At 64.9% G+C, this 22,983-nt stretch carries 20 protein-coding genes and 1 tRNA gene; 11 read left to right on the top strand and 10 right to left on the bottom strand.

Annotated elements, in window-relative coordinates; genetic code table 11:
• The first annotated feature begins 124 nt into the window (after window positions 1–124).
• From XM53_RS08665 to XM53_RS08650, 4 genes are all read left to right on the top strand, one after another.
• A complete protein-coding gene (locus tag XM53_RS08665) occupies window positions 125–1,462 on the top strand; it encodes an acyltransferase family protein (protein ID WP_082630837.1) in 1,338 nt (445 codons plus the stop codon).
• Window positions 1,463–1,712: 250 nt separating this feature from the next.
• Window positions 1,713–2,714 (top strand): DctP family TRAP transporter solute-binding subunit, encoded by a 1,002-nt coding sequence (locus XM53_RS08660; protein WP_057792319.1) that lies wholly within the window; start codon window positions 1,713–1,715, stop codon window positions 2,712–2,714.
• A 134-nt stretch (window positions 2,715–2,848) separates the two neighbouring features.
• On the top strand, window positions 2,849–3,574 hold the full coding sequence (locus tag XM53_RS08655; RefSeq protein ID WP_057792317.1) for a TRAP transporter small permease: 726 nt from the start codon (window positions 2,849–2,851) through the stop codon (window positions 3,572–3,574).
• Between the two features lie 4 nt (window positions 3,575–3,578).
• Window positions 3,579–5,060, top strand: a complete 1,482-nt coding sequence (locus XM53_RS08650; protein ID WP_057792315.1) for a TRAP transporter large permease — start codon at window positions 3,579–3,581, stop codon at window positions 5,058–5,060.
• 99 nt (window positions 5,061–5,159) lie between these two features.
• Here the strand turns inward: XM53_RS08650 and XM53_RS08645 are convergent, their stop codons facing one another.
• From XM53_RS08645 to XM53_RS08615, 7 genes are all read right to left on the bottom strand, one after another.
• Entirely contained in the window at window positions 5,160–5,945 is a 786-nt protein-coding gene (locus XM53_RS08645) for a carnitinyl-CoA dehydratase (protein WP_057792313.1), read from the bottom strand.
• Window position 5,946: 1 nt separating this feature from the next.
• The gene (locus tag XM53_RS08640; protein WP_057792311.1) at window positions 5,947–7,980 is read right to left on the bottom strand and encodes an acetate--CoA ligase family protein; all 2,034 of its coding nucleotides are present in this window, start codon (window positions 7,978–7,980) and stop codon (window positions 5,947–5,949) included.
• A 225-nt stretch (window positions 7,981–8,205) separates the two neighbouring features.
• The gene (locus XM53_RS08635) at window positions 8,206–9,366 is read right to left on the bottom strand and encodes an acyl-CoA dehydrogenase family protein (protein ID WP_057792309.1); all 1,161 of its coding nucleotides are present in this window, start codon (window positions 9,364–9,366) and stop codon (window positions 8,206–8,208) included.
• Window positions 9,367–9,370: 4 nt separating this feature from the next.
• Window positions 9,371–10,780, bottom strand: coding sequence for a carnitine 3-dehydrogenase (locus XM53_RS08630; RefSeq protein WP_057792307.1), 1,410 nt, complete (start codon window positions 10,778–10,780; stop codon window positions 9,371–9,373).
• Between the two features lie 11 nt (window positions 10,781–10,791).
• Window positions 10,792–11,343, bottom strand: coding sequence for a lipocalin family protein (locus tag XM53_RS08625; protein ID WP_160321376.1), 552 nt, complete (start codon window positions 11,341–11,343; stop codon window positions 10,792–10,794).
• 20 nt (window positions 11,344–11,363) lie between these two features.
• Complete coding sequence (locus XM53_RS08620; RefSeq protein ID WP_057792303.1) at window positions 11,364–12,128, bottom strand: SDR family oxidoreductase; 765 nt, start codon at window positions 12,126–12,128, stop codon at window positions 11,364–11,366.
• Between the two features lie 76 nt (window positions 12,129–12,204).
• The gene (locus XM53_RS08615) at window positions 12,205–13,116 is read right to left on the bottom strand and encodes a BKACE family enzyme (protein WP_057792302.1); all 912 of its coding nucleotides are present in this window, start codon (window positions 13,114–13,116) and stop codon (window positions 12,205–12,207) included.
• 76 nt (window positions 13,117–13,192) lie between these two features.
• Between XM53_RS08615 and XM53_RS08610 the strand changes: the two genes are divergently transcribed.
• The 4 genes from XM53_RS08610 to XM53_RS08595 all read left to right on the top strand — a co-directional run bounded on the left by XM53_RS08610 (window position 13,193) and on the right by XM53_RS08595 (window position 18,241).
• Window positions 13,193–14,137: a GlxA family transcriptional regulator gene (locus tag XM53_RS08610; protein WP_057792299.1), complete on the top strand. Its 945-nt coding sequence runs from the start codon at window positions 13,193–13,195 to the stop codon at window positions 14,135–14,137.
• A 52-nt stretch (window positions 14,138–14,189) separates the two neighbouring features.
• Entirely contained in the window at window positions 14,190–15,422 is a 1,233-nt protein-coding gene (locus XM53_RS08605; RefSeq protein ID WP_236544444.1) for an NAD(P)/FAD-dependent oxidoreductase, read from the top strand.
• A gap of 160 nt (window positions 15,423–15,582) precedes the next feature.
• Window positions 15,583–16,041: a (2Fe-2S)-binding protein gene (locus XM53_RS08600; protein WP_057792295.1), complete on the top strand. Its 459-nt coding sequence runs from the start codon at window positions 15,583–15,585 to the stop codon at window positions 16,039–16,041.
• Window position 16,042: 1 nt separating this feature from the next.
• Complete coding sequence (locus XM53_RS08595; RefSeq protein WP_236544443.1) at window positions 16,043–18,241, top strand: xanthine dehydrogenase family protein molybdopterin-binding subunit; 2,199 nt, start codon at window positions 16,043–16,045, stop codon at window positions 18,239–18,241.
• A gap of 75 nt (window positions 18,242–18,316) precedes the next feature.
• On the opposite strand, the gene XM53_RS08590 is transcribed toward XM53_RS08595, so the two are convergent.
• Together XM53_RS08590 and truA are read right to left on the bottom strand one after the other, a co-directional pair.
• Window positions 18,317–18,393 (bottom strand) — tRNA-Arg (locus tag XM53_RS08590).
• A gap of 48 nt (window positions 18,394–18,441) precedes the next feature.
• The gene (gene truA / locus XM53_RS08585) at window positions 18,442–19,209 is read right to left on the bottom strand and encodes a tRNA pseudouridine(38-40) synthase TruA (RefSeq protein WP_057792293.1); all 768 of its coding nucleotides are present in this window, start codon (window positions 19,207–19,209) and stop codon (window positions 18,442–18,444) included.
• Window positions 19,210–19,313: 104 nt separating this feature from the next.
• Between truA and XM53_RS08580 the strand changes: the two genes are divergently transcribed.
• From XM53_RS08580 to XM53_RS08570, 3 genes are read left to right on the top strand one after another with little or no spacing between them, the layout of a single operon-like run.
• On the top strand, window positions 19,314–20,741 hold the full coding sequence (locus XM53_RS08580) for a YcjX family GTP-binding protein (protein ID WP_057792291.1): 1,428 nt from the start codon (window positions 19,314–19,316) through the stop codon (window positions 20,739–20,741).
• Window positions 20,738–21,163, top strand: a complete 426-nt coding sequence (locus tag XM53_RS08575; RefSeq protein ID WP_082630833.1) for a GNAT family N-acetyltransferase — start codon at window positions 20,738–20,740, stop codon at window positions 21,161–21,163. Before XM53_RS08580 ends, XM53_RS08575 begins: the two co-directional genes overlap by 4 nt.
• Entirely contained in the window at window positions 21,160–22,167 is a 1,008-nt protein-coding gene (locus XM53_RS08570; protein WP_057792287.1) for a YcjF family protein, read from the top strand. Before XM53_RS08575 ends, XM53_RS08570 begins: the two co-directional genes overlap by 4 nt.
• Before the next feature lie 114 nt (window positions 22,168–22,281).
• On the opposite strand, the gene XM53_RS08565 is transcribed toward XM53_RS08570, so the two are convergent.
• Window positions 22,282–22,701, bottom strand: a complete 420-nt coding sequence (locus XM53_RS08565; protein WP_057792285.1) for a group III truncated hemoglobin — start codon at window positions 22,699–22,701, stop codon at window positions 22,282–22,284.
• Window positions 22,702–22,983: the final 282 nt, after the last annotated feature.

Below are 22,983 nucleotides of genomic sequence, written 5' to 3'. Positions count from 1 at the left end.
ACCCAGGCATTGGTGCACATATCGGCAAACGGTGATTCCGCGCACATATGAAAGACCTTAGGCTCCTGCGACACGACACGCGGCACCAGATCGCGGGCGAAAAACGGCAGAGCAGGAAGATCCCATGACAACCGCGACACCCCCCGACAAGATGCCCAAGGGCATGATGGCCGCCGCCCGCTGGGCCGCCGAGCGCACGCCCGAGAGCCGCAATCGTGCTGTCGACCTCTACCGCGCCATTGCCATCAGTTTCGTGATCCTCGGTCATTGGCTGCTGGTCGCAGCCGTCATGCGCGACGGCGAGGTGACGCTGGTGATCCTGTTGGCCGAACAACGCTGGACCCATTACGCGACCTGGCTCTTCCAGGTGATGCCGGTCTTCTTCTTCGTCGGCGGGTTTTCCAACAGCCTGTCCTGGGATTCCGCTCAAAAGGACCCGGAAAAGAAGCGCGCCTGGGCCGCCACGCGCCTGTCGCGCCTTCTGAAACCCACCGTGCCCGTCGTTCTGGCCTGGGCCGCGGGCGGAGTGATCGCGCGCGCCATGGGCGTATCGCCCGAGCTGATCGGTTTTGCATCTCAGGCGGCGCTCGTGCCGGTCTGGTTTCTGGCCGTCTACATCGTCATCACCATGGCCGTGCCGGTCACCGTCGCGCTGTGGGATCGCATAGGTGTCCTGTCGGTCCTCTTGCTGGCCCTAGGTGCCGTCGTCGTGGACGCCATCGCCTTCGGTCTCGACCAGGGGTGGCTGCGCTGGGCCAACTACGGCTTCGTCTGGCTGGCCGTCCATCAGCTTGGCTACTGGTGGCGCCGCGCCGCGCGGCCCAAGACATGGGCGCTGGGCTTCATCGCCTCGGGCGTCGCGTGGCTCTACGTGCTGATCGTGCAGTTCGGATACCCCGTCGCCATGGTCAGCGTGCCGGGCGCCGAGATGTCCAACACGCGCCCGCCCACCACCGCGATGCTGGCCGTGGGTGCCGTGCAGATCGGCGCGATCCTGCTTTTCACGGACCTCGCGCAGGCGTGGCTTCAGCGCACGCGGCCTTGGGCGCTGGTGATCCTCTTCAATCAGATGATCATGTCGATCTACCTGTGGCACATGACGGCGCTGATCATCGTTGTCGGCATCGCCGTGTTGTTGGGCGGCGTCGGCCTGCAAGAGCCGCCGGGCAGCGGCGCCTGGTGGGCCATGCGGCCTGTCTGGCTGGCGCTCTTCACCGTCGTACTGGTGCCACTCGTTTTGATCTTCGTACGGTTCGAGGCCGGCAGCCGCACCAAACCCGCCGGTCGCCCCGGCCCGATCCTCGCCATGCTGGGCGCCCTGATGACCTGCGCCGGGCTTATCGTCATGGCCATGGTCGGGCTGGGCGCGGACAACATCACCGGCGTCAACTGGCTGGCCGTGGGGCTGGTGGCGGTCGGCGTGCTGGTGGCGACGCGGCGCTGGCCGGGCAGGGCGGCCTGAGCGCCGTATCACCGAACTGTGCGAAAATCCGCACAGCAGCGTTGAGGCGCGTGCGGGAATCCGCACAGGCGATTCGAGGGCGTCTCGGGTCACAGCGATTCGAAAGCCTTAATGCACTGAAACTCTTCAATATATCTTGATTCCCGTGATCTTTCTCCGAATCAGCTTGTTGCATCCTTCGCAATCGCCATTCTGGCTGCGCAATACCGTGACGGTATCTAAACCAGTCTCGAATTAGGGAGGAGAGACCATGAAATTCCTGTCTGCCGCATCCGCGGCACTCGCACTGACCGTGTCTGCCGGCGCCGTAAGCGCCGCCTGTGACGATGGTGAAATCGTCGTCAAGTTCAGCCACGTCACCAACACCGACAAGCACCCAAAGGGCATCGCCGCCTCGCTGCTGCAAGAGCGCGTTAACGAGGAAATGGACGGCAAGATGTGCATGGAGGTGTTCCCCAACTCCACGCTCTACAACGACGACCAGGTGCTCGAAGCGATGCTTCAGGGCGACGTCCAGCTCGCCGCGCCGTCGCTGTCGAAATTCGAGAACTTCACCAAGGTTTTCCGCATCTTCGATCTGCCCTTCATGTTCGAAAACATCGACGCGGTCGACAGCTTCCAGGCGTCCGACGCCGGCCAGGACATGCTCGACTCGATGCAGCGACGCGGGCTGCAGGGTCTTGGCTTCTGGCACAACGGGATGAAGCAGTTTTCGGCCAACGTGCCACTGCTCGAGCCGTCTGACGCCGAGGGCCTGAAATTCCGCGTGCAGACCTCCGACGTGCTCGTCGCGCAGATGGAAGCGCTCGGCGCCTCGCCGCAGCCGATGGCCTTCTCGGAAGTGTACGGCGCGCTGCAAACCGGCGTCGTGGACGGTCAGGAAAACACCTGGTCCAACATCTATGGCCAGAAGTTCTTCGAGGTGCAGGACGGCATCACCGAGACCAACCACGGCATCATCGACTATCTGCTGGTGGCGTCCAGCGACTGGCTCGACTCGCTGGAGCCTGACGTGCGCGACCAGTTCATGACCATCGTCGCCGAAGTGACCGAGACCCGGAACGCCGAAAGCTATAACGTGAACCAGGAAAACCGCCAGGCGATCATCGATGCAGGTGGCGAGGTGCGCGAGCTGAGCGCTGAACAGCGCCAAGCCTGGGTCGATGCGATGCGCCCGGTCTGGGACCAGTTTGTCGAGGATGTGGGCCAGGACAACATCGACGCGGCCCAGTCCCACAACAGCGGCAGCTGACGCAGGACATGGCGGGCGCGCGCTTGCGGCTTCGCTGAGGCCGGACCGCGCCCGCAGCGCCGGACCCCGGCGGCACCCCGTGTGCCGCCGGAACCCACACCGGCCTGACCCCACATGATCCGGAGGGAAACGCCATGAGCGTGAGCGGATACACACCATCGGGCCCGGTCGGACGCGTCGTCCACCGCGCCGAGGAAATCTTCATCGCCCTCATCCTGGGCGCGATGACCCTGATCACCTTCGCCAACGTCGTCCTGCGCTACGGCTTTTCCGAAAGCCTGCTTTGGGGACAGGAAGTGGTGGAAATCCTCTTTGCCTGGCTGGTTCTCTTCGGCATTTCCTACGGGTTCAAGGTCACCGCCCACCTCGGCGTTGACGCCATCGTCAACATGGTTGGGGGCGGTCTCAAGCGCGGCATGGCCATCATCGCCTGCCTTGTCTGCGTGGCCTATGCCTTTCTTTTGCTCAAGGGCGCCTATGATTTCTGGGCGCCGTTCTCGAACCTCAATCCGACCTCTGGCCGCTGGTTTCCCACCGGTTTCGAAGAGGCCCGCGCCCAGGGCTACGCCGTGGTCCGCCCCGTGCCGATCCCTTTCGGCAAGGAGTTCCTCGAGAACACATTCAACTGGTACATGGACGGCGATACCCGCGTGGTCGAGGAATATGACTACCTTCCGCGCGTCATTCCCTACCTGATCCTGCCCATCGGCGCGTCCCTGCTTCTGTTCCGCGTGGTCCAGGCCACCCTGGGCGTCGTTCGCGGCACCCGCCAGCGCATCATCACCAGCCACGAGGCTGAGGACGCGGTGGAAACCGCCGCCGACAAGCTCGCCCGCGGCGAAGCCGTGAAGAAGGGCTGATACCATGGAAGTCGCATTTCTCTTCATCATGATCATTGGCCTGCTGCTGATCGGTGTGCCGATCGCGGTCTCGCTCGGGTTCTCCTCGATCGTGTTCCAGCTGATGTTCTCCAACACGTCCATCGGCGCGGTGGCCAAGTCGCTCTATGACGCGATGGCAGAGCATTACACGCTGCTGGCCATCCCGTTCTTCATCCTCGCCTCCAGCTTCATGTCCACGGGCGGCGTGGCGAAACGGATCATCCGCTTCTCCATCGCCTGTGTGGGGCACCTCAAGGGCGGTCTGGCCATCGCCGGCGTACTGGCCTGCATGATCTTCGCCGCGCTCTCGGGGTCATCGCCCGCCACCGTGGTCGCCATCGGCACAATCGTGATCGCCGCCATGCGGCAGGTGGGCTACACCAAGGATTTCGCCGCCGGGGTGATCTGTAACGCCGGAACGCTCGGCATCCTCATTCCGCCCTCCATCGTCATGGTCGTCTACGCCTCCGCCACCGATGTGTCCGTGGGCCGCATGTTCCTCGCGGGCGTCATTCCGGGCCTGCTGGCCGGTACGATGCTGATGATCACGATCTACATCATGGCCCGGATCCGCAACATGCCCGCCGGCGAGTGGAAAGGCTGGGTCGAGATCTTCGACAGTTTCCGCGACGCCTTCTGGGGCCTTCTGCTGATCGGCATCATCATGGGCGGCATCTATGGCCACCCATGGATCAACCTTACCGGCGAGGGCAGCCTGATCTATTGGCAACCCGGCGCCTTCACGCCCACTGAGGCCGCCGCCGTCGCCGCCGTCTACGCCTTCTTCGTGGCCTGTTTCATCTACCGCGACATGGGCCCGCTCGCGGCGCCGTCCGAAGAGGAAACCTACACCGGGGCCATGGGCGAGCGCAGCGTCAATGCCGCCGAGGCCCCGCGCCCCGCGACCCTGCTGCAAAAGCCCTGGGCGCTGGTGACGGCCTTCTGGCACCGCGACACGGTGAACACCGTGTTCGAGGGCGCCAAGCTGACGATCACGCTGATGTTCATCATCGCCAACGCGCTTCTGCTCAAGCATGTGCTGACCGACGAACAGATCCCCCAGGCGATTGCCGAAAGTATGCTGGCCGCGGGCCTCGGCCCGGTGATGTTCCTGGTAATGGTCAACGTGATCCTGCTGATCGGCGGCCAGTTCATGGAGCCGTCCGGCCTTCTGGTGATCGTCGCCCCGTTGGTGTTCCCCATCGCCATAGAGTTGGGCATAGATCCCATCCACCTTGGCATCATCATGGTGGTGAACATGGAAATCGGGATGATCACGCCGCCCGTGGGCCTGAACCTCTTCGTGACCTCTGGCGTGGCGGGAATGCCGATGATGAGCGTCGTGCGCGCGGCCCTGCCGTTCCTTGCCGTGCTCTTCGTCTTCCTGATCATGGTGACGTATATCCCCTGGATATCGACCTACCTGCCCACGACCTTCATGGGGCCGGAGATTATCACCAACTGACACCCCTGGCGCGCGGCCTAATCGTCGCGCGCCCGAACATTCTTCGCAGAAGAATGTGGCCAGAAAATTCTCCGAATTTTCAGCCGCCCTTGACCACCTTCAGCGCCCCTTCCAGACAGGATCGCGCTTTTCCGCAAAGGCCTTGGCGCCCTCCAACTGGTCCTCGGAATCATACAGCACATCGACGCTTTCAAATTGCCGCCGCGTGATCCGGTTCATCGCGTCCTGAAACGTCATCGCCTCGGCCTCGCGCACGATCTCCTTGATAGCGGCATAGACCAGCGGCGGCCCGCTCGCCAGTAGGTCGGCCATCTCCCGCGCCTTGGCCATCAGCTGGTCGCCGGGATGGATCTGGTTGATCAGCCCCCACCGCGCCGCTTCCTCGGCGTCGATCCAGCGCCCAGTCAGCAGCATTTCCATCGCGATATGATAGGGGATGCGCTTGGGCAGCTTCACGCTCGCCGCATCGGCCACCGTCCCGGACCGGATCTCGGGCAGGGCGAACTGCGCATGATCGGCGGCCAGGATGATGTCCGCGCTCAGCGCCCATTCCAGGCCCCCGCCGCAGCAGATGCCGTTTATGGCGGCGATGATCGGCTTGTTCATCGCCCGCATTTCTTGAAGGCCTCCAAAGCCGCCCACGCCGTAGTTGTCATCCACCGCATCGCCCCCGGCAGCGGCTTTCAGGTCCCAACCGGGGCAGAAGAATTTGTCGCCCGCGCCGGTGATCAGCGCCACCCGCAGTTCCGGATCGTCGCGGAAGTCCTTGAATACGTCGCCCATGATCCGGCTGGTCGCCAGGTCGATCGCGTTGGCCTTGGGCCGGTCCAGCGTCACTTCCAGCACATGGCCGCGTGTCTGGGTCTTTACGGGGCTCTCCGTCATGTCAGTCTCCTTTCCGGATCAGTGCATCCGCCGCCACGGCCCTTTCGGGCGTGCAGATCAGCGGGTTGATCTCGATCTCCTCCAGCCGGTCGCGTTCGGCGCCGACATAGTCCTGCACCGCCAGAACGGCGCGTGCAATGGCGGCGCGGTCCGTGCCGGGCTTGCCGCGATACCCTGCCAGCGCGGGGGCAATGCGCAAGCTGTCGAGCGCCCGTAACACTTCGTCTTCGGTGACCGGCAGGATCAGCGACACCGTGTCTTGCAGGATTTCCGTCAACGTCCCGCCAGCTCCCAGCGTCAGCACGAATCCGTGCGCCGGGTCCCGCACGACCCCCAGCAAAAGCTCGGCCACGCCGCCGCCGATCATCTCCTCCAGCAAAAAGCCGTCGCAGGCCATGCCCTTGGCCGCTTCCTCGACTTCCAGGGCGTCCCGCAGACCAAGCGCCACCAGTCCAGCCTCGGTCTTGTGTGCGATGCCCGTACCTTTCAACACCACAGGAAAGCCGATCTCCTTCGCCGCCGCCACAGCGTCTTCCACTGTATCCGCGACAATCGCCCGGGGCACGTCCAGGCCGGCGGCGGCCAGCGCGCGCTTGGCCTCGGCCTCTGACAGCAACCTTGCGCTTTCGGGCTGGTTTCCCTGCAACACGGGCGCGGGCAGCGGGCTGTGACTGCCGATGAAGGCCGCCGCCTCCATCGCGGTCAGAAAGTCGTCCAGCCCCTGCATCGGGATCATGCCGCCCGCCGTGGCGCGCGCGGCCATCGCCTCGGGCAGCAGCTCGGGCAGGGTGGACACCAGCACCAGAGGCCTGCCGGTCTTGGTCACCGCCGCCGCCCCGGCCTCGAACACGCAATCCCAGGCGGCGGGGTCGCACCGATCCGTGCGGGGAAAGTCGATGATCACGCAGGTCAGGTCTGCCGCGCCCTCCTGCATGATGCCAAAGACCTGCGCCATGCGCTCGGCGTCGTTCCAGATGAAGGTGTGGTAATCCAGCGGATTGGCCAGCGCGACCATGGGCCCCAGCGTCTCGCGCAGGCGGTCGCGTTGCGCCTGGGTCAGGTCGGGAAATTGCACCTCCCGGCCCTCGGCGCTGTCGGCCATCAGGCTCGCCTCGCCGCCCGAACAGGACAGGGAGGCCAGCGACGCGCCGGGCAACGGGCCCGCATAGTGCAACAGCTTCGCCGTCTCCAGCAAGGCGGGCAGGCTGTCCACCTGAGCCACGCCTAACCGCCGCAAAAGCGCGCGCGCCCCGGCGTCGCTGCCGGCAAGCGAGGCGGTGTGCGAGACCGCCGCCGCCTGTGCCCGCGCCGACTTGCCGGCCTTCAGCACGACCATGGGCTTTCCCAGCTCCCTCGCGGTGTGCACCAGCCACTCGAACGCGGCCACGTCGCCGATACCTTCGATGTGCAGCGCCAGCACCGTGACCCGCGGGTCCTGCAATAGCGTGTGGCCCAGCTCCGCCAACCCGGTCTGCGCCTGATTTCCGGCCGTGGTCACATAGGCCAGCGGCAGACCGCGCGACTGCATCGAGATGTTGATCGCCATGTTGGAGCTTTGCGTCAGCACCGCCACGCCGCTCTCGACCCGCGCACCGCCATGCTGGTCCGGCCACAAGAGCGCGCCGTCCAGATAGTTGATGAAGCCATAGCAGTTCGGGCCCAGAATCGGCATCTCGCCCGCCGCCTCCAGCAAGGCCGCCTGCAAGTCCGCGCCGTCACCGGTTTCGGCCTGCGCCTCGCTGAAGCCGCTTGCGAAACAGACCGCACCGCCCGCGCCCAACTCGCGCAGCTGGCGGACGACATCGACCGTGGCGTGCCGGTTCACCCCGATGAAGACGGCATCCGGTGGCGCGGGCAAATCATCCAGCCGGGCGCAGGCGGGCAGGCCCGCGATTTCCGCCTTCGACGGATGGACCGGCCAGACCGGGCCGGAAAACGCCATCTTCCTGCACTGCTCGACGACACTGGTGCACCAGGCCCCGCCGCCGATCACCGCAATCGACTTCGGCTGAATGAGGCGGCTCAGGTCGCGCATGGGGCGGATCCTTGCGCCAAAGAGTTTCTTGCCTCCGGCGGGGATATTTCCGGCCAGAGGAAGAAACGGTTTGTTAACCACGACCTGCAATGCTTGCCATGCGGTATAGGCGGGGACACCGATGACCGCGCCAGGGGAAGAGGCCGCGCCTTTTCCCGGTGGGAGCTTTCCAGGCTCCCCCCTTTTCCTCTGGCCACAAATATCCTCGCCGAAGGCATTCGTCTCTTATGCCCCCAGCGGTCGCAAAAGCTCGCGGCTGATGATGTGGCGCTGGATTTCCGAGGTTCCATCCCAGATCCGCTCGACACGTGCGTCGCGCCAAAACCGTTCCACCGGGAAGTCGTCCATCAGGCCCATGCCGCCGAAGACCTGCAAGGTGGCGTCGGTCACGCGGGCCAGCATCTCGCTGGCATAGAGCTTGGCCGACGCGATCTCGCGGTTCGCCGGCAATCCCTGATCCAGCCGCCATGCGGCGGCGAGGGTCAGCCAGTCGGCGGCGTCGATCTCGGTGACCATGTCGGCGATCTGAAAGCTCACGCCCTGGAACTTGCCGATCTGCTGGCCGAACTGTTTGCGCTCGGCGGCGTAATTCAAGGCGTAATCAAAGGCCCGGCGCGCCCGTCCCACGCTCATTGTCGCCACGGTGATCCGCGTGGCGTAGAGCCACTCGTTCATCACCGCGAATCCGCCATCGACCTCACCCAGCACCTGCGCATCGGGCAGGCGGCAATCGTCGAATTCCAGCACCATGTTCTTGTAACCCCGGTGGCTGACTGACTTGTAGCCTTCTCGAATGGTGAAGCCCGGCGTGCCGCGATCCACGAGAAAGGCGGTGATCCGCTTCTTGGGCCCTTTCGGAGTGTCGTCCTCGCCCGTGGCGATGAAGACGATAATGAAATCGGCATGATCCGCGCCCGAGATGAAATGCTTGGTGCCGTTCACCACCCAGTCGCCCCCGTCGCGCTTGGCGAAACACTTCATCCCCCGCACGTCCGACCCGGCATCGGGCTCGGTCATCGCGAGCGCATCCATCCGCTCGCCACGGACAGCGGGCAGGAGGTACCGCTCGCGCTGCTCGCCCTCGCAGGCCATCAGGATGTTCTGCGGACGCCCGAAGAAATGCGTCAGTGCCATGGACCCGCGCCCAAGCTCGCGCTCGACCAGCGCGAAATCCACGTGGCCCAGGCCCGCGCCGCCCACCTCCTCGGGGAAGTTGCAGGCGTAAAACCCGAGATCCATGCATTTGCGCTTGATCTCCTGCGCCACCTCGTCCGGCACCTCGCCGGTCCGCTCGACCAGCTCCTCGTGCGGATAGATCTCCTTCTCGACGAAGCTGCGCACCGTAGAGACGATCATTTCCTGCTCGTCCGTCAATCCGAAATGCATGGTCTCACTCCTCCGCGTGCAGGGCGGCCAGCGCCGCCACCTTGTCCGCCACGTCCTCGGGCGGCGCGCAGGTGCGCCGGGTCTCCAAGCTCACATGCAGCATCAACTGGTCGCAGGTCGCCATCACCTCGCCGTCGCTCTTGCGCTTCATCTCGTGAAAACAGCGCAGCTTCTTGCCGCCGCCTTCGGTCACCCGGCTCTCGACGATGATCTCTTCCCCGGCCCGCGTTTCGGCCAGGTACTTGATGGTCGTCTCCACCGTGAAATAGCTCAACTGCCGCTCCGATACATAGGCTTCGTCCGCACCCACAAACGCCATCACGCCCTCGGCCGCATCGCTGAACACCTGCCCGTAGCGGCCCTCGTTCATGTGCCCGTTCATGTCGGTCCAGTCGACCGGCACCATCCGGTCCTGCGTGATCATGGGCCGGGCGTCCTGCGGCGGTCGCATCAGCGTCCTTTGATGCTGACCGACCAGCTTGCCCGAAGCGGTGCCCTGCTGCTTCAGCGCCCGCATCATCGCAATCAGGTTGCGGTCACGCTTGCGCTCCAGCTCGCGGATCGTGAGGTGCCCCGACTGCGCGTCCGACTGGTCCGCGATCAGGTCCACCAACTCGGGGGTGAACTCCGGCACATCCATCAGCTTGGTCCAGGGCCAGCTCAGCGCCGGCCCGAACTGTGCCATGAAATGCCGCATCCCGGCTTCGCCGCCCGCCACGCGGTAGGTCTCGAAGAGGCCCATCTGTCCCCAACGCAGGCCAAAGCCATAACGGATGGCGTTGTCGATCTCCTCCGTCGTGGCGATGCCGTCCTTCACCAGCCATAACGCCTCGCGCCACACGGCTTCCAGGAAACGGTCGGCGATATGCGCGTCGATCTCCTTGCGCACATGCAGCGGATAAAGGCCCACCTCGGTCAGCACCGCCTTGGCAGCCTCGACCATCTCGGGCGATGTCGCCTCGGACGGCACCACCTCGATCAGCGGCAAGAGGTACACGGGGTTGAACGGGTGCGTGACCATGATGGTCGACGGATCGGCGGCACCTTCCTGCAACTCGGACGGCTTGAACCCGCTGGTTGACGAGCCGATGGGCACGCCCGGTGCTGCAGCCTGGATCTCGGCAAAGACCTTGTGTTTCAGGTCCAGCCGCTCGCTCACGCTTTCCTGGATCCAGTCCGCGCCCTCGGCCGCCTCGGCAATCGAGCCGTGAAAGCTCAGCTTGCCCTCAGCGGGCAGGGCACAGTCATAGAGCATCGGCAAAGCGCCGCGTGCATTGGTCAGCACCTCGCCCACCTTGCGGTCGGCCTCCGGGTCGGGGTCGAACACCCGCACGTCCCAGCCGTTCAGCAGGAACCGCGCGGCCCAGCCGCCGCCGATCACGCCGCCACCAATGATTGCCGCCCGTTTCGTCATCGTCTTTCCCTTTATCTCACCTTGATCCGCGAGGTGTCATAGCCGTTGAAGTTCAAAATCTCCGCCGCCGCCCGCAGCCGGTCCGCCCCGCCTTCGGGGCGACGGTCGAGGATCCAGCCATAGCTGCCATCGGGCGTCCCGATTGCCGCCGTGCGGAAATCGTCGTCCACCCAGACGACCCACATCTGGCGCGGCGCCGCGCCTTCGCGGTTCAGTTGCCAGCGGTTCTGCCCCAGCGGCCTGGCCAGCCAGATCTCGGTGTCCGTCTCGCAGTCGCCGGACAGCAGGCACGCCTCGGTACGGAACTCCACCGCCTCCTGACCGCGCAGATCGGGCAGCAGGGTCACCATCGCCAGCCCGCCGTCGCCCGGGAAGTAGCCGCGCACGAACCACGGCCCGCCCATGTCCTGCATCCCGTTGCCGCGTGTCGTCACCGACAGCGGTTTGCCGGTGTCGCGGAATGTCCGATCAGGCGCCATCGGCCCGCTGGCGCAGCCCGCCAGCGACAGGGCCGCCGCGAGGTATGTGGTTCGGTTCGTCCAGTTTCGCATGGTGTACCTCATGTCGTGATGCTTCACGCGCATCATGGCACCAGTGTCTCGGTGTGGCCATCCACCGCCATAACCTGACCCGAGATCTTCGACGCGCCCGGCGAGGCGAGAAACAGCACCATATCGGCCAGGTCGTCGGCGGTGACCCAGGAGCGCAGGCTGACACCCTTGACGTATCGCGCGCGCACTTCGTCCTCGGTCTTGCCGCTGGCGGCGGCCTCCATGGCCACGACCCGGTCCATCCGGTCGCCTTCCACCGCGCCGGGGGCGATGGCGTTCACCCGCACGCCCGCCGGCCCCAGCTCCATCGCCAGCGTCTTGGTCAGGCCCACAAGCGCCCACTTGGCCGAAGAATAGGGCGAGCGATAGGGATAACCCCATTGCCCTGCGGTCGAGGTCGTCAGCACGATCAACCCGGACCCTTGCGCACGCATCACCCGCGCGGCCCAGCGGCAGGTCAGGAACGACCCGTGCAAGTTGACCGCGACGCACTGCTGCCACGCGGCATAGTCGAGGTCCTCGATCAGCCCCGCCTGTCCGCCGGTTCCGGCATTGGCACAGACCACGTCGGCCCCGCCCCATTCACCTTCGACCTGGCCCAGAAAGCCGTCCATCTGGGCCTCATCGGTGACATCGGCCTGTTGCGCGATAAGCGATGGATTCGCGTCGGCCATAGCGGCGACGGCCACTGGATCAGCGTCGCAAATCGCCACGCGGTCGCCCATCTCAAGGAACCGCTCGGCCAGTCGCTTGCCGATGCCCGACGCGCCGGCGGTGATGACCACGCGGCGGCTCATGGCCGGGTTGTCCGGCAGGCGCAGATGGCACCGACGCGACGCCACCCAAATACCGACGCGATACCGACAGCCATTTTCAGACCGGCGCCCGCTTGGTCAGGCCCAGCTTCTTGCGCACGTCCTCGGGCCCGACGACGCGGGCGCCCAGCCTTTCGATGATCTCTTTCGCGCGCGTCACGAGCTCTTCGTTGGTGGCCAGCACGCCCTTGTCCAGCATCAGGTTGTCTTCCAGCCCGACCCGCACGTTGCCCCCCGCCAGCACCGAGGCGGCGACATAGGGCATCTGGTTGCGGCCCAGCCCGAAGGCGCTGAAGGTCCAGTCGTCGGGTATGTTGTTGACCATCGCCATGAAGGTATTGAGGTCGTCCGGCGCCCCCCACGGAACGCCCATGCACAGCTGCACCAGCGCGGGACTGTCCAGCACGCCGTCGCTAACCAGCTGTTTTGCGTACCATAAATGGCCTGTGTCAAAGGCCTCGATCTCGGGCTTCACGCCCAGCTCGGTCATCATTCGACCCATCGCCGTCAGCATTCCGGGCGTGTTCGTCATGACGTAATCGGCCTCGGCAAAGTTCATCGTGCCGCAATCCAGCGTGCAGATTTCCGGGCGGCATTCGGCCACATGCGCCACACGTTCGGTCGCGCCGATCATGTCGGTCGCGCCCTCGTTCAGCGGCAGCGGGCTCTCGACATCGCCGAATACCATGTCCCCGCCCATCCCGGCGGTGAGGTTCAAAACCACGTCGACCTCGGCATCCCGAATGCGCTCGGTCACCTCGCGGAACATGCCCACGTCCCGCGACGGCACCCCGGTCTCGGGATCCCGCACGTGGCAATGCACCACCGCCGCCCCAGCCCTAGCGGCGGCGATGGCGCTGTCGGCAATCGCTTTCGGGCTGCGAGGCACGTGGGGGCTCTTGTCTTGTGTTCCGCCCGAGCCTGTTACGGCGCACGTGATGAAAACGTCTCGGTTCATGGCGAGTGGCATGGAAGAAGCCTCCTTTTGCTGACATCAGCATATCGCGCTGGGAATGACATAAATCTTGCGGTAAAAGACAAAAATCATGCCGGAATGGACAAATTCAGCTTCTTCACCCACGCGGATCGGCTTTCTGCTTTTTGATCGCTTTTCCAACCTGTGCCTGGCCAATTGCATAGAGCCTTTGCGTGCGGCCAATACGCTTGGACCGGGCGCTTTCTTCGACTGGACGGTGATAAGCCTCGACGGCGGACCGACACGGTCTTCCAGTGATATCGAGATGATCGCCCGATGTTCGCTGTCTCAGATGCCGAAGGTCGATTACCTTTTCGTACTGGCCAGCTACGGACACGAGGCACATGACACGCCAATGACCCGTCGGGGTTTGCGTGAAGCTGCCCGGCAAACCAACCGGATGGTGGGGCTTGATGCAGGTCCCTGGCTGTTGGCGGCAGCCGGCCTGCTTGACGGAAAGCGCGCGACGGTTCACTGGGACCTGCTCGATGCCTTTACCGAGCGCTTCCTCGCCGTCGAGGCGGAGCGGGCGCATGTTCTGAGTGATGGTAGCGTGATCACGTGTGCAGGGGCGATGTCGGCGCTGGATCTGACGCTGGACCTGATCGCCCAGCACCTAGGAATGTCTGTTCGATTGGATGTCGAGGCGTTGTTCCTGCAAGGCGACCCACCCGTGGGCGGAAGCCGCACGGCGCAAGTTACGGATCCGCTGGTGCGCAAGGGCCTGCAGTTGATGCGGGATACGATTGAAAATCCCATCTCCGTTCAGCAGCTTGCACAGCGCCTGTCCTGTCAACCGCGCACGCTCGACCGGCGTTTTCGGTCCAGGTTGGGCGCGCCGCCGGGCAAAGTCTATCGCCACCTACGGCTTGCGGCGGCACGCAAATTTATCGAGGACAGCAATCTGGGAATTGCCGAGATCGCGGTGCGATGTGGCTACGACTCGCCGGCGGCCATGACCCGCGCCATAAAACGGCAATACGGGACAACCCCGCGCGATTTGCGGCGCCATTGACAGCGATCAGACTGCCGCTAAAGCTGCGCCAATGACAAACATTACGCGCAACGTGGCCGTGATCGGCGCCGGCATCGTCGGTGTATCCACCGCGCTTTGGCTGGCGCGGGACGGACAGAATGTCACGCTGGTCGACAGGTCAGCACCGGGCGAGGCGACCAGCTTTGGCAACGCCGGCCTTCTTGCGTCCGCCGCGACTTTGCCAGTGCCGGGGCCGGGGCTGCTGCGCAAGGCGCCGCGCATGGCGCTGGATCCGCGCGAACCCTTGTACCTGAGACTGCGGCACCTTCCGGCGTTGGCGCCGTGGCTGTTTCAGTATCTGCGTTATGCGTCTGCAAGTGCCGCGCGCACGCGCGCCGACGCGATCCTGCCTTTGATTGGCGACAGTCTTGCCGACCACCAGGCATTGGCTGCCGGAACGCCGGCCGAGCGGTACGTCCAGCCCTGCGATTATGTTTACGGCTATACGGACAGGTCTGGCTTCGAGGCCGACCGCTTTTCCTGGGACACGCGCACAGCGCAAGGTTTCGATTTCTCGGTCATGGATCGTGACGCTTTCCGCAAATATGACCCGGCTTACGGCGACGCGATCGGTTGCGCGGTCAGGATGCCCAACCACGGGCGCATTTCTGACCCCGGCGCATATGTGAAAGCGCTGGCGTCGGCGGCCGAACGTCTTGGGGTCAAGTTCGTGCGTGGCGAGGTCACAGGGATCGACAAGGAGAGAGGGCAGGTTCGGGGACTATGTATCGCGGGTGAGACCCTGGCTTGTGACACAGTCGTGATTGCAACTGGTGCTTGGTCGAAGGCGTTGACCCGCTCTCTGGGGCTCGTCGTTCCCCTGCATCCCGAAAGTGGTTTTCACATCGAGTTGTGGGAACCGTCACAAACGCCCCGAGCCCCTTTGATGTTTGAGGTCGGCAAGTTCGTTATCACGCCGATGGACGGCCGCATCCGGCTTGCGGGAATGGTGGGCTACGGCGGTTTCGATGCGCCGCCGCCCGAAGCGCCTTACCGGATGTTCCTGCGCTATCTGAAGAAGGCGTTGCCGGACTTGCGGTGGAAAGAAACGACGCGCTGGATGGGGCACCGGCCGGCAATGACGGATTCGCTGCCCATGATCGGTCCCGTTCCGGGGGTTGTCGGCGCGTATACCGGCTTTGGCCACGACCACGTTGGCCTGACGGCGGGCCCGAAAACCGGTCGCATTCTGGCGCAGATGATCTCGGGGAAGCATCCGAATATCGACGTTGCCCCATTCGCGCCCGGGCGTTTCAGCCGCTGACGCCAAATTGCTGTGCGTAGATGAACGCACCTATGTGCGGCCCGCGTCTGCGGTATCGACTTTTGAAGATCCGTCCTAACTCGTAAGTTGCAAAAACACAGGCGCACTCTTCGCGCCGGTTTGACGTTCCAGCGACTGCCAACAGGGATAGGAGCCAGACATGATTTCATTCACCCTCAACGGAAAAGAAACCCAAATCGACGCAAGCCCGGATATGCCTTTGCTTTGGGCGCTGCGTGATGAACTCAAGATGACAGGCACGAAATTTGGCTGCGGGGTGGCCGCTTGCGGGGCGTGCACAGTGCATATCGACGGCGTGCCGACGCGATCCTGCCAGACCTATCTGGGTGATCTGGACGGGGCGACCGTCACGACGATCGAAGGCGTTGAAAGCGATGCCGCCAAGGCAATCCAGGAAGCCTGGGTCGAGCTGCAGGTGCCGCAATGCGGTTACTGCCAGTCGGGCCAGATAATGTCGGCCTCGGCACTGCTGGCAGAAACGCCCAAGCCAACAGACGAAGATATCGACACGGCAATGGACGGCAACCTGTGCCGCTGTGCGTCCTATGCCCGCATTCGCAAGGCCATTCACAGGGCCGCAGAAATCATGGAGGCGTAAGATGAGACTGATCGACAAACGCGACCTGATGCCCGCGACACGCGCGATGACGACGACGCGACGCGGATTTCTGACTATGTCCGCCGGTGCCGCCGGTGGCCTTTTGCTTGGTGCCGCCGTGCCGGTACGCGGTCTGGCCCAGTCCGGCGCTCAAGGCGAAGTGCTGGTGACGCCGTTCGTGCACGTGATGCCCGACAACACCGTCCTGGTGCTCAGCAAGCACCTTGACATGGGGCAGGGCACGGCGTCGGGTCTTGCCACGCTGGTGGCCGAGGAACTTGATGCTTCGATGGACCAGGTGACCACCGATTTCGCGCCGTCCAATCCCGAGGTCTATGCCAACACCGCATTCGGCGTGCAGGGCACTGGCGGGTCCACCGCCATGCCCAACTCCTGGGAGCAGTATCGCAAGGCCGGCGCAACCGTCCGGGCAATGCTGGTCAATGCGGCGGCAAGCGAATGGGGTGTCGACGCCTCCGAAATCGGCGTAGCCGAGGGCAAGCTGTCGGCTGGCGAAAACAGCGCGACTTTCGGCGAATTGGCGAGCCTCGCGGCCAGCCAGCAACCGCCTGAAGACGTGGCGCTCAAGGCGCCCGGGGATTGGGTTTACATCGGCAAATCGTTCGCCCGCGTTGACGTGCCCCAAAAGACGCAAGGCAGCGTCGGCATGTTCGGTATCGACAGGCAGCCTGAGGACGGGCTGGTTGCCGTAACGGCCCGCCCGCCTCGTTTCGGGGCAACGCTGGCGTCGGTGGACGCGACTGATGCGAAAGAGATGGACGGCGTACTTGATGTGCTTGAAATCCCGCAAGGCGTCGTCGTGGTGGCGGAGACCACGTGGAAGGCGATGCAGGCGCGGGACGCGCTGACGCTGGAATGGACCGAAGGTTCGGGCGAGACCCGTGGCACCGATGCGCTGATGCAAGAGTTCCGTGCCCTTCTGGACCAGCCCGGAAACCCCGCAGAACCAAAGGGCGATGCCGCCGCCAAGCTGGAGCAGGCGGATAAGATCATCGAGGCGGATTACGTCTTTCCGTATCTCGCCCACGCGCCGATGGAGCCGCTGGACATGACCGTTCTTTTTGACGGCAGTTCCGCGCAGTTCTGGGGTGGCTCGCAATTGCAGACGGTGGATCACGGCACGGCAGCATCGGTTCTCGGGCTCGAGATGGGACAAGTGCAGATCCATACTAAGTGGGGCGGCGGCTCGTTCGGGCGCCGTGCCACCGGTGACGCGCATCTGGTCGCCGAAGCTGCGACGATCGGCAAGGCCTGGCTGGACGCCGGGCACGACGCGCGGCCCATCAAGCTGGTCTACACCCGCGAGGATGACATCAAGGGCGGCTATTATCGCCCCCTGACGATGCACCGGGTGCGGGCGGGCCTCGATGCCGACGGCAACATCTCGGGCTGGGAGCATCGGATTGTCAGCCAGAGCATCGCCAAGGGCACACCTTTCGAGCAATACATGGTCAAAAACGGCGTCGACGATACCACGATCGAGGGTATTCACCCGACACCCTATGCCATTCCCGACCTTTCAGTCGACGTGCATCACCCGGATGTCGGCGTGCCGGTCCTGTGGTGGCGCTCGGTCGGGCACACCCACACGGCCTATGTCATGGAAACCATGATGGACGAATTGGCAGAGGCCGCCGGGCGTGACCCGGTCGAGTTTCGCCTGTCCTATCTCGGAGAAGACGCGCGGCTGGCCGGGGTGCTGAAACTTGCAGTCGAAAAGGCCGGAGAGGCCGGGCCGGAAGGCACGTATCGCGGGATCGCCGTGCACAAGAGCTTTGGCAGCTACGTGGCCGAAGTGGCTGACGTGCGACTGCGCGAAGACGGCACGATCAAGGTCGAGAAAGTGACGTGTGGCGTGGATTGCGGTGTTCCGATCAACCCCGACAACGTCGTGGCGCAAGTCGAGGGCGCCTTGGGGTACGGTCTGTCGTCGATCCTGCGCGAGCAGGTCACCCTGACCGATGGTGAGGTGGACCAGTTCAACTTCCCCGACTACATGCCGCTGCGCATTTCGGACATGCCCCAGGTTGAGGTGCATATCGTGCCCTCGACCGAGGCGCCCACCGGCATTGGCGAGCCCGGAACGCCGCCCATCGGCCCTGCCGTGGCCAACGCGGTTTACAAGGCGACAGGCGAGCGGGTGCGCAGCCTGCCGATGTCGCAGCACGGGCTGGCCTGAGGCCGGTTGCTCGAGACTTGGAAGAAGGGGCGGCAACGCCCCTTTTTTCGTTCCGGCGATTTGCAACGGAGCTTCTGGCGATCCCGCGAGGACTCGAACCCCGAACCTGCTGATTAGAAGTCAGCTGCTCTATCCAGTTGAGCTACGGGACCGCTTGGCGAAAGCCTTACCCAAGCGCGGGTGCGAATTCAAAGCCGAAATCACCCGAAAGGATCTTCGGGATAGCCTACGCCCGCAAGGTATAGTCCCTGCGGCGGGCAAACCGGTCCGCAGGCAGCGCGGTCGCAGGCCTCAAGTGCGGTTTTCATCTGACCCGGCTCCCAGGCCCCGGCGCCAACGCGTTCCAGCGTGCCGACGATGCTGCGGACCTGGTTGTGCAGGAAGGATCGGGCGCGCAGCCGGAACTGGATTTCCGGACCGCTGAGGTTCTCGACCTGAGTGATGGAGATGTCATCCAGGGTTTTCATGGGGCTTTTCGCCTGGCAAATGGTCGAGCGGAAGGTGGTGAAATCGTGGTGACCGACAAGGTGGGCCGCACCTTGGCGCATGGCCTCGACATCCAGCGGATTCTGCACGCGCCAGACCAGCCCCTTGTCATGGGTGGCCGGCGCGCGGCGGACCAGCAGTCGAAAGAGATATCGGCGCTCGATCGCCGAGAACCGAGCGTGCCAGTCGTCGGCGACCTGCGCACAGTCGAGGATCGCGACGGGCAGGGGCTTCAGGTGATAATTCAACGCCTCGGACAGGCGGAACGGGTCCCAGTTCTTGGTCATGTCGCAGTGTGCGACCTGTGCCAGCCCGTGCACCCCCGCATCGGTGCGCCCCGCCGCCGCAATCGTGTGCGGGCCGGGTTCCAGCCGCGCCAGCGCATCCTCGATCGCGCCTTGCACCGAAGGCTGATCGGCCTGTCGCTGCCAGCCGGCGAAGGGCGCGCCGTTATATTCGACTTTCAATGCATAGCGGGGCATGAAAAGGGCTTAGCGCGACCGGGGGCGCGGAACAATCCCCCAACGCTCCCCTCTGGCACATGCCGGGTGTGCGGCCTATCTTTAGCGGAAAGAGAAGGGGCAGTTTGGTGCTTTCGGATATCGCAGATGGGCTGACGCGCGGGGTGGAACGCGTGGGCGACACGCTGTCGGGCGCGTTCATGGAACCGGTGATCCGGCTGGGCGTCACCGGGCTGAGCCGCGCGGGCAAGACGGTGTTCATCACCTCACTGGTGGCCAACCTGATGGATCGCGGGCGAATGCCGGGGCTGGTCGCCGCCGCTGAGGGGCGCATTTCGGCGGCCTATTTGCAGCCGCAGCCCGACGATACGCTGCCCCGGTTCGAGTATGAAAAACACCTGGGGGCGCTGACCGCCGAGACGCCGCGTTGGCCGGACAGCACAAGGACCGTGTCGGAGTTGCGCCTGTCGCTGCGGGTGCGCCCGTCGGGCTTGCTGGCCGGATTGCAGGGGCCGCGGACGGTGCACCTGGATATCGTGGATTACCCCGGCGAATGGCTGCTGGACCTGGGCCTGATGGACAAGAGCTTTGCCGAGTGGTCAGCAGAAACCCTGGGCCGGTTGGAAAGCCGCGAGCAGGCGCAGGGCTTTCTGGCCTTGGCCCGCGAAGTGGATGCCACGGCCAAGCTGGAGGAGCCCGTGGCGCAGTCGCTGGCCGAGGCGTTCACCGCCTATTTGAACGCGGCGCGGGCGGCGGGGCTGTCGGATTGCACGCCGGGCCGGTTCCTGCTGCCGGGCGATCTTGCCGGCTCTCCGGTGCTGACCTTCGCGCCGCTGCCCGCGCCCGACAGCCCGCCAAGGCGGTCGCTCTGGCGCGAGATGGAGCGGCGGTTCGAGGCCTATAAATCCAAGGTGGTCAAACCCTTCTTCCGCGATCATTTCTCAAGGATCGACCGGCAGGTCGTTCTGGTCGATGCGCTAGGCGCCATTCACAACGGCCCGCAGGCAGTCGAGGACATGCGCCGCGCGATGGCCGATATCCTGGGGGCGTTCCGGCCGGGGCGGAACGCCTTCCTGTCCAGGCTGCTGATCGGACAGCGGGTCGAGAAAATCCTGTTCGCGGCCACCAAGGCCGACCATTTGCACCATACGCAGCATGGGCGCCTGACGGGTATCATAGAGGCGCTGATGCGGGATGCGCGCAACCGGGCGGATTTCGCCGGGGCCGAAACGGCGGGAATGGCGATTGCCGCGCTCAGGGCCACGACCGAGGAAACGCGAGAGCATGGCGGGCAGACGCTGGACTGTGTGCGCGGTACGCTGATGACGCCCGAAGGCGAGCGCGGCAAGCAGGCGGCGTTCTATCCCGGGGCGTTGCCCGAGGACCCGGCCCACCTGCTGGGCCCGGCGCGGGACGGGGCCGAGGCGTGGCTGGAGGCCGAGTACGAGGTGATGAATTTCGCACCCGCGCGGCTGACGCTGAAGCGTGGAGAAGGGCCGCCGCATATAAGGCTGGACCGGGCGGCGCAGTTCCTGATCGGGGATCGGTTATGACCCCGTTTCGTGCAAGGCTTTGGCATGTGCCCGGCTTGCTGGCGGTGCTGTGGCGGTACCGGGACTCGAGTTGGTGGGATGACCTGACCATCATGCTGCGCCTGACGCGGCAGGGTTGCGTTCGGGCCGTTGCGGATGGCACTGGCATCGCTGGTTTCAGCCTTTGCCGGGCGGGCGAGTTACACGCGCTTTACGTGCATCCGCGGGCGCAGGGGCGCGGGCTGGGGCGCGTTCTGTTGCAGGATGCCCAGGACCAGCACGAACGGCTAAACCTTTGGGTGGCCGAGGAAAACACCGGGGGCAGGCGGTTCTATTGCCGCCATGGCTTTGCCGAAAAGACACGGGCGGATGGTGCGAGAAATGACGAGGGGCGGCCCGAGATCCTGATGGTCTGGCCGCCGGAGCGCAGGGTGGAGACATGAGCAAGCGGCCGGTTCTGATCGACATCGAAGAGGGTGATGACAGCCCCCGCCCCGACATGGCGCCGCCGGTGCCGGACCCCGTGTTGGAAGGCCACCCCGAGGGCCGCGCGATGCAGACCGTGGCGACATTGGCAGCGAAGAAACCGTCGCGCCTGGCGCGTTGGTTCTGGGGCTTGTTGCTGTCGATCCTCGGGGCCGTGATTTCCTTTGCCGCTTGGGACTTCGTGATGGCTCTGCTGGCCCGCAACGTGGTGCTGGGCTACGCCGTCACCGCGCTGATCGCGGCGTTTGCCCTTGTTTGCCTGATCATTGTCATTCGCGAGATGGCGGCGTTTTCGCGGCTGGCGCGGATCGACAAGCTGCACCGAGCGGCGGATGCGGCTTTGGCGGGCGCGGACCTGAAACAGGCGCGGCGCGTGGTGCATGACCTGACGCAGCTTTACGCGGGCCGGGAGGATACCAGCTGGGGGCGGGACCGGCTGCGCGACTATGGCCCCGAGCAGATGGATGCGGGCAGCCTGCTGGGGCTGGCCGAGACGGAACTGCTGGCGCCGCTGGACCGGGCCGCGGCGCGCGAGATCGAGGCCGCAGCACGGCAGGTGGCGACGGTGACGGCGGTGGTGCCGCTGGCCTTTGCCGACGTGATTGCGGCGCTGACGTCGAACCTGCGGATGATCCGGCGGATTGCCGAAATCTATGGCGGGCGGTCGGGCACGCTGGGCAGCTGGCGGCTGGCCCGGGCGGTGATGACGCATCTTGTGGCCACGGGCGCCGTGGCGGTGGGCGACGACCTGATTGGCTCGGTCGCCGGAGGAAGCCTTTTGTCCAAGGTCTCGCGCCGGTTCGGTGAGGGGATCGTCAATGGCGCGCTGACGGCCCGGGTGGGCGTGGCGGCGATGGAAGTGTGTCGGCCCCTGCCGTTCCGGGCGGGCAAGCGGCCCTCGGTGACGCGGATGGTGCAGCGGGCGCTGACCGGGCTCTTCAGCGGGGTTAACAACGTGTAAACAAACGGCAATTTTCGCTCGGTGTGTCGGTATTTTCGCCCCAAGGCAGATGCAGCCTCGCGGTTTTGCCCAAATTAGCGGGAAATCATTAACGTCCGGTCGCGGGGCCGTGCGTCAGAACGGGTTACCCAGCTTCGGGATGCCGCCGGGCAGGGTCTCGCGGTTCACGACGCCCGCGCGCAGGGTCTGGCCGATGCGGTGGGCGAGTGCGGACCAGGCGGCGGCCTTGGTCGGGGAAAGCTCGGAGTGCAGGGTGGTGTCGAAGAGGTCGAGCCATGTCGAGAACATGCCCGGTTTGACATTGCCCGCCTGCACATGGGCCTGCATGGCATTGCCCACGTAGCACCGCTCGTGCAGGATCGTGTTGGCCCAGAAATCGCTGACGCGGGCCTCGTGCGCGGTCCAGTCGGCGACATGGGCGGCAAAGACAGGGGCCAGCCCGGGATGCGCGCGGCACGCGGCGTAGAAGGCCGAGACCACGCGCTCGATCTCGGCGCGGGTGATCTCGAAACGGGGGGGCAGGACCGGTGTCATGGCCTCGAATCTGGCCGTTGGAGGGGCCGGATGCAATGGGAAACGCGATTCGGGAAACATGGTTAACGCCGGCGGATCGTGGGAAATCGGAACGTCGGTATTGCGTCGGTATTCGGGTGGTGCGCCGACGGTGCGGATTTTCGCGATCTGGCGCGTTAACAGGGCGGGCGTTGCAAAAGCCTTGAGAAGGCTTTTGCCAAGACTTTTCTGAAAAGTCTTGGCGCGGATGGCGGGGCCGGGTTCTACGGCTTGCTCCTTGGAACGCTGGCACCTATAACGCCC

The sequence above is a fragment of the Roseovarius atlanticus genome (assembly GCF_001441615.1).
Classification (GTDB): domain Bacteria; phylum Pseudomonadota; class Alphaproteobacteria; order Rhodobacterales; family Rhodobacteraceae; genus Roseovarius; species Roseovarius atlanticus.
Note: the sequence above shows the minus strand (reverse complement) of the source record. Positions and strands in the feature narration are given on the sequence as shown.

What these genes read in the sequence shown, in the direction of transcription:
- XM53_RS08665 (WP_082630837.1), top strand. Translation starts at nt 125, where the DNA reads ATGACAACCGCGACACCCCCCGACAAGATGCCCAAGGGCATGATGGCC.
- XM53_RS08660 (WP_057792319.1), top strand. Translation starts at nt 1,713, where the DNA reads ATGAAATTCCTGTCTGCCGCATCCGCGGCACTCGCACTGACCGTGTCT.
- XM53_RS08655 (WP_057792317.1), top strand. Translation starts at nt 2,849, where the DNA reads ATGAGCGTGAGCGGATACACACCATCGGGCCCGGTCGGACGCGTCGTC.
- XM53_RS08650 (WP_057792315.1), top strand. Translation starts at nt 3,579, where the DNA reads ATGGAAGTCGCATTTCTCTTCATCATGATCATTGGCCTGCTGCTGATC.
- XM53_RS08645 (WP_057792313.1), bottom strand. Translation starts at nt 5,945, where the DNA reads ATGACGGAGAGCCCCGTAAAGACCCAGACACGCGGCCATGTGCTGGAA.
- XM53_RS08640 (WP_057792311.1), bottom strand. Translation starts at nt 7,980, where the DNA reads ATGCGCGACCTGAGCCGCCTCATTCAGCCGAAGTCGATTGCGGTGATC.
- XM53_RS08635 (WP_057792309.1), bottom strand. Translation starts at nt 9,366, where the DNA reads ATGCATTTCGGATTGACGGACGAGCAGGAAATGATCGTCTCTACGGTG.
- XM53_RS08630 (WP_057792307.1), bottom strand. Translation starts at nt 10,780, where the DNA reads ATGACGAAACGGGCGGCAATCATTGGTGGCGGCGTGATCGGCGGCGGC.
- XM53_RS08625 (WP_160321376.1), bottom strand. Translation starts at nt 11,343, where the DNA reads ATGAGGTACACCATGCGAAACTGGACGAACCGAACCACATACCTCGCG.
- XM53_RS08620 (WP_057792303.1), bottom strand. Translation starts at nt 12,128, where the DNA reads ATGAGCCGCCGCGTGGTCATCACCGCCGGCGCGTCGGGCATCGGCAAG.
- XM53_RS08615 (WP_057792302.1), bottom strand. Translation starts at nt 13,116, where the DNA reads ATGCCACTCGCCATGAACCGAGACGTTTTCATCACGTGCGCCGTAACA.
- XM53_RS08610 (WP_057792299.1), top strand. Translation starts at nt 13,193, where the DNA reads ATGCCGGAATGGACAAATTCAGCTTCTTCACCCACGCGGATCGGCTTT.
- XM53_RS08600 (WP_057792295.1), top strand. Translation starts at nt 15,583, where the DNA reads ATGATTTCATTCACCCTCAACGGAAAAGAAACCCAAATCGACGCAAGC.
- XM53_RS08595 (WP_236544443.1), top strand. Translation starts at nt 16,043, where the DNA reads ATGAGACTGATCGACAAACGCGACCTGATGCCCGCGACACGCGCGATG.
- truA (WP_057792293.1), bottom strand. Translation starts at nt 19,209, where the DNA reads ATGCCCCGCTATGCATTGAAAGTCGAATATAACGGCGCGCCCTTCGCC.
- XM53_RS08575 (WP_082630833.1), top strand. Translation starts at nt 20,738, where the DNA reads ATGACCCCGTTTCGTGCAAGGCTTTGGCATGTGCCCGGCTTGCTGGCG.
- XM53_RS08570 (WP_057792287.1), top strand. Translation starts at nt 21,160, where the DNA reads ATGAGCAAGCGGCCGGTTCTGATCGACATCGAAGAGGGTGATGACAGC.
- XM53_RS08565 (WP_057792285.1), bottom strand. Translation starts at nt 22,701, where the DNA reads ATGACACCGGTCCTGCCCCCCCGTTTCGAGATCACCCGCGCCGAGATC.